Origin of the sequence: Flavobacterium sp. (genome assembly GCF_035760125.1) — a bacterium.
Taxonomy (GTDB): domain Bacteria; phylum Bacteroidota; class Bacteroidia; order Flavobacteriales; family Flavobacteriaceae; genus Flavobacterium.
The window spans coordinates 1-7,375 of sequence record NZ_DASTTN010000037.1 but is presented as its reverse complement, the minus strand read 5'-3'; the positions used below and the strand labels follow the sequence as shown (position 1 = coordinate 7,375).

The following is a 7,375-nucleotide window of genomic DNA, read 5'->3' as shown; positions in this document are numbered from 1 at the left end:
ACCTGCAATAATGGTCGTGATGCCATAGATATTTTTGACGAAAACAATTTTGACATTGTTTTTCTTGACGAAAATATGCCCGGAATGAGTGGTTTGGAAACATTGTCTGAAATGAAGGAGAAAAAATCTTCTATTCCGATGATAATGATTACCAAAAGTGAAGAAGAATATATAATGGAAGAAGCCATTGGTTCCAAAATCGCCGATTACCTTATCAAACCCGTAAATCCAAATCAGATTTTATTGAGTTTAAAGAAAAACCTGGATCATTCCCGATTGATTTCACAAAAAACGACTTTGGATTACCAAAAGGAGTTTCGAAAAATCACTATGGAAATGGCAATGGTCAACTCCTATGAAGACTGGGTGGAATTATACAAAAAACTTATTTTTTGGGAACTTGAATTGGAGAATATCAATGATCAAGGGATGATTGAAATTCTGGAATCCCAAAAAGTGGAAGCCAATTCACAATTTGGAAAATATATTGAGCGTAATTATGAAGATTGGTTTGCACCAAAAGCGGACAAACCGATTCAATCCCATAATTTATTCAAAGAATTGGTCGTTCCTGAGATTCTGAAAAAAGACAAACCCGTACTTTTTGTTGTAATTGACAATTTGCGTTACGATCAATGGAAAGCTTTTGAAAGTGTTGTGGGTAATTACTATAAACTGGAAAAAGAAGTTCCTTATTTTTCAATACTTCCAACGGCAACACAATATGCCAGAAATGCTATTTTCTCTGGATTGTTGCCTATTGAAATGGAAAAACAATTTCCACAGTATTGGAAAAATGACCCGGAAGAAGGAGGTAAAAACTTGTATGAAGCCGAATTTCTAACCGCTCAAATCAAGCGTTTAAGACTGGACCTAAAAGAAGATTATTTCAAAATTACCAATTTGGCAGGAGGAAAAAAACTCGCCGAAAGCTTTAAATCACTAAAAGACAACGACCTTGTGACTGTGGTTTATAATTTTGTTGATATGCTTTCGCACGCCAAAACCGAAATGGATGTGGTCAAAGAACTGGCTTCTGATGATAAAGCATATCGTTCCTTGACGTTGAGTTGGTTCAAAAATTCACCTTTACTGGAAATTATTCAACAAGCTCAAAATCTAGGATTCAAATTAATTCTAACTACTGATCACGGTACCATTAATGTAAAAAACCCATCAAAAGTGGTAGGTGATAAAAATACCAGTTTGAATTTACGCTACAAAACAGGACGCAGTTTGACATACGAACATAAAGATGTCTATGCGGTAAAAGAGCCAAAAAATATCGGTTTGCCTGCCATAAATATGAGTAGTTCCTATATTTTTGCAAAAAATGATTTGTTTTTGGCTTATGTAAACAACTACAATCATTATGTGAGTTATTACAAAAACACCTATCAGCACGGTGGAATCTCATTGGAAGAAATGATTATTCCTTTTCTGGTTTTTAATCCGAAATAAGGAGATGCTGTTATAATTTAATCAAACATACAACAGAATACTAACAAATGACTATCACATTTTCTATAGAGCAACTTGCAGAAGTTGCTCAACAAATTTTAGATCAAAACCCAAATAAAGTAATCCTTTTCAATGGGGATATGGGTGTTGGCAAAACAACATTAATCAAACAGCTTTGCAAAACATTGGGCGTAAATGATGCAACCAGCAGTCCTACGTTTTCTTTGGTAAATGAATATCAAACAGACAGCAATCAAACGGTTTATCATTTTGATTTTTATAGATTAAACAAAGAAACGGAAGCATTGGATATGGGTGTGGATGATTATTTATATTCCGGAAATTGGTGTTTTATTGAATGGTCGGAAAAGATTGAGAATTTGATTCCGCAACAACATACCGTAATTGCAATCGAATTATTGCCAAATGGTGAGCGTTTATTAGAATTAAAGTAGCTAAATAATGAGCTTAGATACCAATAAAGTCGAAATCATCCCTTTTTCAATTGAATTAAAAGAGCCAATCAAAACCTTAAATTTAGAATGGCTTCATAAATATTTTAAGGTTGAACCCAAAGACGAAAAAGTATTATCCGATCCTCAAGGTGAAATAATCGACAAAGGCGGAATGATTTTTTATGCCCGATACAACAACAACATTGTGGGTACTGTTTCTTTATTAAAAATAGATGATGCCACATTTGAATTAACAAAAATGGCAGTATCTGATGGAAATCAAGGATTAGGCATCGGTAAAAAACTAATGGAGCATTGTTTGAATGAGGCAAAAGAGAAAGGAATTCAAAAATTGATTCTGTATTCCAACCGAAAATTACTTCCTGCGATACATTTATATGAAAGTTTTGGTTTTATTGAAATTCCTGTTGAAGAAGGTGTTTATGAAAGAGCCGATATCAAAATGGAGAAAATATTATCTTAATTTCACTATTATTAAATAATCAGAATTGACAACAAGGAAAGCGCATATTTTTTTACCGCAGATTTACAGATTTTAATGAAAATTATGTGCCTAAATTATCCTGTTTTAACCGAATTAGTCCAAATTAATTTTTAATAATCATAAATTCTGCCTTTCAAAAAATAAATCAGCGAATCTGCGGTCATTTTTAAAACTCTCCTATTTCCTTGAATTAGGCACATGTAAAAGATAATACTTTGAATCTTTTTTGTAAATTGTACCACTAATTACAAGAAATCAATGTCTCTAAGTCCATTCACAAAAGAACAATTACTGCCTCAAGAAGAAAAACTAGAAATAGCTAGACATAAAAGCCAACTTTTTATAGGAATTCCAAAAGAGACCAGTTATCAAGAAAGACGCATTTGCCTCACTCCTGATGCCGTGAATTCCCTTACCTATCAAGGACATAGAGTAATGATTGAAGCAGGGGCTGGTGTAAGTTCCAGTTATAGTGACAAAGAATATAGTGAAGCCGGTGCCGAAATTACCCAGGACACCAAAAAAGTTTTTGGCTGCCCAATGATTTTAAAAGTCGAGCCACCAACAGTTGCCGAAATCGAAATGATGCATCCTAAAACCATTTTAATATCGGCCATTCAATTAAAAACCAGAAAAAAATCATACTTCGAGGCTTTATCTCGAAAAAAAATAACGTCGCTCGCTTTTGAATATCTAAAAGATACAGACGGTTCCTACCCTGCTGTAAAATCATTGAGCGAAATTGCAGGAACTGCTTCGATACTCATTGCAGCCGAATTAATGATTACCAATGAATTTGGAAAAGGATTATTATTTGGTAACATTACAGGAGTTGCCCCAACAGAAGTTGTGATACTTGGAGCTGGAACTGCCGGAGAATTTGCAGCAAGAACAGCCCTCGGACTTGGAGCCAGTGTAAAAGTTTTTGACAATTCTATAACCAAACTACGCCGTTTACAAAACAACTTAAACCAACGCATTTTTACGTCAACCATTCAGCAAAAATCATTGCTTAAAGCCCTAAGACGTTGTGATGTTGCTATTGGTGCAATGCGAGGATTGGAACGTTGTCCGGTTGTTGTAACCGAAACGATGGTAGAACACATGAAAAAAGGCGCCGTAATTGTTGACATCAGTATTGACACAGGAGGATGTTTTGAAACATCCGAAGTTACAACCCACGAAAAACCCACTTTTATAAAGAATAACGTTTTGCACTATTGTGTTCCCAATATTCCTTCCCGTTACTCCAAAACAGCTTCTCTTTCCATAAGTAACATCATCACTCCTTATCTATTGCAAATTGCGGAAGATGGCAGTATCGAAAGCGCCATACGCTGTAATGCAGGTCTAAAAAACGGTATTTATTTGTATCATGGAATACTTACCAACAAAGCCATTGGCGATTGGTTTGATTTACCGGATAACGACATTAATTTAATTGTTTTTTAACTAAACTTTGCCCTACCTTTGCGCAAAAATTAAAATATGAAATGAGCATAAATTTCAATAGGTTGTTAACACCGACAGTAACCATGCAAATTACATATTACCAATAAAAAACAATAAATATTAAATATGAATTTCATACAACGTTTTGCTTACTATCTAGTAGGTTTGATAATGGGTTTATTTGTAGTCGCTGCTATATTCAGCGGAAAAGACACCCGTTGCAATTATTTCCCAAATGCAAGGGTTTTGAAAGATTTAAGCACTAAACCTTTTTTCTATTCCGATAAAGCTTCCCTTATTTTATCCCAAAAATGGATTGACACCACCGATATTAAAAATACACTTAAACTTGGAGACGTCGATTTTGACCAAAGTAATGTTCCTTACAAAAAAGGAAAACTATATGTTATTGAAGGCAAAACAAGAAAAAATCAACAAATCATAATCAAAGTGATTAATTACGAGAACAAAGCAGTCTTAGAAGACATCAATAAAAAATAAGCATATCAAACTCTTCCTTTCGAAGAGTTTTTTTTTATCCAAAAAATAGTTAGGAGCGAATCAATAGGCTTTATCAAGAAACATCGTTCCTGCTGTCCACTATATCCCATCTCGTAGAAAAAACGAGATGGGATGCCGTTTCCATCAGGGCTAAAGAGTGGTCATTGGGATTTTTGGAGAATAACTTCAATAAAACTTTTATTCATAAAAAAACCATAACTCAAATTAATGAATTATGGTTTTATATTTATCGCTATTTAGCGATTTGACTCTAATTATCTTTGTGCCAAATATGCCAAAACGTTTTTCTCAATTCTTTCATTAATATTCGAAATATCAGCTTTTACAAACTTCTCACCAAGAATATTTTCATATAACTCAATATATCTATCCGAAACTGTTTCAATATATTCATCAGTCATATTTGGAATTTGTTGTCCTTCCAAACCTTGGAATCCATTTTGAATCAACCAACGTCTCACGAATTCTTTTGATAATTGCTTTTGTTCTTCGCCTTTGTCTTGTCTTTCTTGATATCCTTCAGAATAGAAATAACGAGAAGAATCTGGAGTGTGAATTTCATCAATCAATACAATAACTCCGTCTTTGGTTTTCCCGAATTCGTATTTAGTATCCACCAAAATCAAACCACGACTTGCAGCGATTTCAGTACCTCTTTGAAATAAAGCACGAGTATATTTTTCTAACACCAAATAATCTTCTTCAGTAACGATTCCTTTCGCAAGGATATCTTCTCTTGAAATATCGGCATCGTGTTCTCCATTATCCGCTTTTGTTGTAGGTGTGATAATCGGTTCTGGAAACTTGTCATTCTCTTTTAAGCCTTCAGCCATTGTCACTCCGCAAATTTGTCTTTTACCAAGAGCATATTCACGTGCAGCATGTCCTGAAACATATCCACGAATAACCATTTCAACTTTGAAAGGCTCACATAAATGACCAACAGCAACACTTGGGTCTGGAGTGGCAATTAACCAGTTTGGTACAATATCTTGAGTCAATTCCATGAATTTTGTAGCAATTTGATTCAAAATTTGTCCTTTGTATGGAATTCCTTTTGGCAAAACTACATCAAATGCAGATAGTCTATCAGTAGCTATCATTACAAGTAAATCGTCATTTATATTGTAAACTTCCCTTACTTTTCCGCGATACACTGATTTTTGATTCGGAAAATTAAAATTGGTAGTGGTAATTGTATTGCTCATTAGTAGTGTGTTGTTGTTATTTTTATGGATGCAAATTTAAAACTAATTAATAGAGAACGCAAGGAAAACAAAAAGTTCTATTTACATGGCAAAAGGCCTTTTCTCTATGCTTTAACAGAAGCTAATTATCTACTTAAAACCCTAACTTAAGATGAAACACTTAATCCTTCTAAAATTTCGGTTAAATACTTGGCAACACCATCTTCATTATTGGTTGAAATCACTTCTAAATGAGACAATTTACTTTTTAAATTTTCTGGTGCGTTACCCATAATTAATCCAATTCCTGCAGCATCTAACATTTTCTCATCATTAAAACCATCACCAAAAGAAATGGCTTCCTCAAAAGAATAACCTTCTTTTTCAAGAATCTTAGCAATTGCAACACTTTTATCCACCGATTTATCCATAAACTCTAAACAAATAGGCAAACTAAAAGCATGACTAAACTCATCCGAATGATCTTCAAGAATTTTGTCTCTTAAATCAACTAATTTCTGATGGTCATCATGGGTAAAAAATATTTTTATGGCACTATAATCATCCAATGCTGAAAAATCCACTACTTCTGGCGGGTAAGCCAAGTCTTTCTGAAAAGCATTCAGTTTTTTATTCGTTTTTGAGGTTTGCCAAACTTTCTCCTTGAATAAAACTGTGGTAATCTCTGGGTCTATATCCAATGATAAAATCGATTTGACCGCATCTCCTTTTAAATTAAAAGAATACAAAAGCTCTTTTTTTGGCGAATGGATTCTTGCCCCATTTGAAGTTACCAAATAAATAGGAAGTTCCAAACTGCTAATTATTGCCATCGCATCCATGTGATGACGCCCTGTTGCCACAATAATTAAATAGTTTTGTTCATGCAGTTCTTGAAATACAGATTTGGTATAGGCTGATATTGTATGGTCTGAGTTGAGTAATGTTCCGTCTAAATCGCTAATTACTACTTTAATTTTTTGTTTCGACATTTTAAATTTCATTTTCATTTTTAACATATTCCAAATTTATTGCATTTCAAGAAGATACCCAAAAAGTTACCCATATATAAACCGCTTTTAACTTAATTATATCGATATGTTAACTTTAATTGGGAAATCAAATGCAGAACTAAGAATCTTCTTTATTTTACAAAGAAAAAGGAGAAACTCTGTAATTGAGCTTCTCCTTTCTATTTTTATAATTGTTTTTATCATTAAATCTTGATACTTATAAGTACTCTAACTTAATAATCATTGTTTTCAATTTGTTTATAAGCATCAATCACTTTTTTCACCAATCGATGACGCACAATATCTTTATCATCCAAATAAATAATACCAATTCCGTCAACATCTTTTAAAACCAATATAGCTTCTTTAAGTCCAGAAATTGTTCTTCGGGGTAAATCTACTTGACCGGGATCACCAGTAATCATAAACTTGGCACTTTTCCCCATACGAGTCAAGAACATTTTCATTTGCGAATGCGTCGTATTTTGTGCTTCGTCCAAAATTACAAAAGCATGATCTAAAGTTCGTCCACGCATGAAAGCCAAAGGTGCTATTTGAATAATTCCTTTTAAGATATAATCTTCCAATTTTTCATTAGGCAACATGTCTCGCAACGCATCGTATAAAGGTTGCATATAAGGATCCAGCTTTTCTTTCATATCTCCAGGAAGAAAACCTAAATTCTCGCCAGCTTCCACTGCAGGTCGGGTCAGAATAATACGTTTGACTTGTTTTTCTTTTAGAGCTTTTACAGCCATGGCTACACCTGTGTAGGTTTTT

General features: G+C 33.8%; 8 protein-coding genes. 5 read left to right on the top strand and 3 right to left on the bottom strand.

All coding sequences use genetic code 11. The annotated features are described in order from the left end of the window. From VFS71_RS01830 to VFS71_RS01810, 5 genes are all read left to right on the top strand, one after another. Positions 1–1,461, top strand: a 1,461-nt coding sequence (locus tag VFS71_RS01830; RefSeq protein ID WP_326399022.1) for a PglZ domain-containing protein, incomplete at its 5' end; no start/stop codon positions are given. Between the two features lie 47 nt (positions 1,462–1,508). After that, positions 1,509–1,916, top strand: coding sequence for a tRNA (adenosine(37)-N6)-threonylcarbamoyltransferase complex ATPase subunit type 1 TsaE (gene tsaE, locus VFS71_RS01825; protein WP_326399020.1), 408 nt, complete (start codon positions 1,509–1,511; stop codon positions 1,914–1,916). 7 nt (positions 1,917–1,923) lie between these two features. Next, entirely contained in the window at positions 1,924–2,400 is a 477-nt protein-coding gene (locus VFS71_RS01820) for a GNAT family N-acetyltransferase (RefSeq protein ID WP_326399018.1), read from the top strand. A gap of 279 nt (positions 2,401–2,679) precedes the next feature. Further along, positions 2,680–3,873 carry an alanine dehydrogenase gene (locus tag VFS71_RS01815; protein WP_326399017.1) on the top strand — a complete coding sequence of 398 codons (1,194 nt, stop codon included), beginning with the start codon at positions 2,680–2,682 and terminating at the stop codon, positions 3,871–3,873. A 126-nt stretch (positions 3,874–3,999) separates the two neighbouring features. Beyond that, the gene (locus tag VFS71_RS01810; protein ID WP_326399015.1) at positions 4,000–4,374 is read left to right on the top strand and encodes a DUF4258 domain-containing protein; all 375 of its coding nucleotides are present in this window, start codon (positions 4,000–4,002) and stop codon (positions 4,372–4,374) included. 275 nt (positions 4,375–4,649) lie between these two features. On the opposite strand, the gene VFS71_RS01805 is transcribed toward VFS71_RS01810, so the two are convergent. The 3 genes from VFS71_RS01805 to VFS71_RS01795 all read right to left on the bottom strand — a co-directional run. Next, positions 4,650–5,603, bottom strand: a complete 954-nt coding sequence (locus VFS71_RS01805) for a phosphoribosylaminoimidazolesuccinocarboxamide synthase (protein ID WP_310006941.1) — start codon at positions 5,601–5,603, stop codon at positions 4,650–4,652. Positions 5,604–5,749: 146 nt separating this feature from the next. After that, positions 5,750–6,574, bottom strand: coding sequence for a Cof-type HAD-IIB family hydrolase (locus VFS71_RS01800; protein ID WP_326399014.1), 825 nt, complete (start codon positions 6,572–6,574; stop codon positions 5,750–5,752). Between the two features lie 254 nt (positions 6,575–6,828). Beyond that, positions 6,829–7,375, bottom strand: a 547-nt coding sequence (locus VFS71_RS01795; RefSeq protein WP_326399013.1) for a PhoH family protein, incomplete at its 5' end; no start/stop codon positions are given.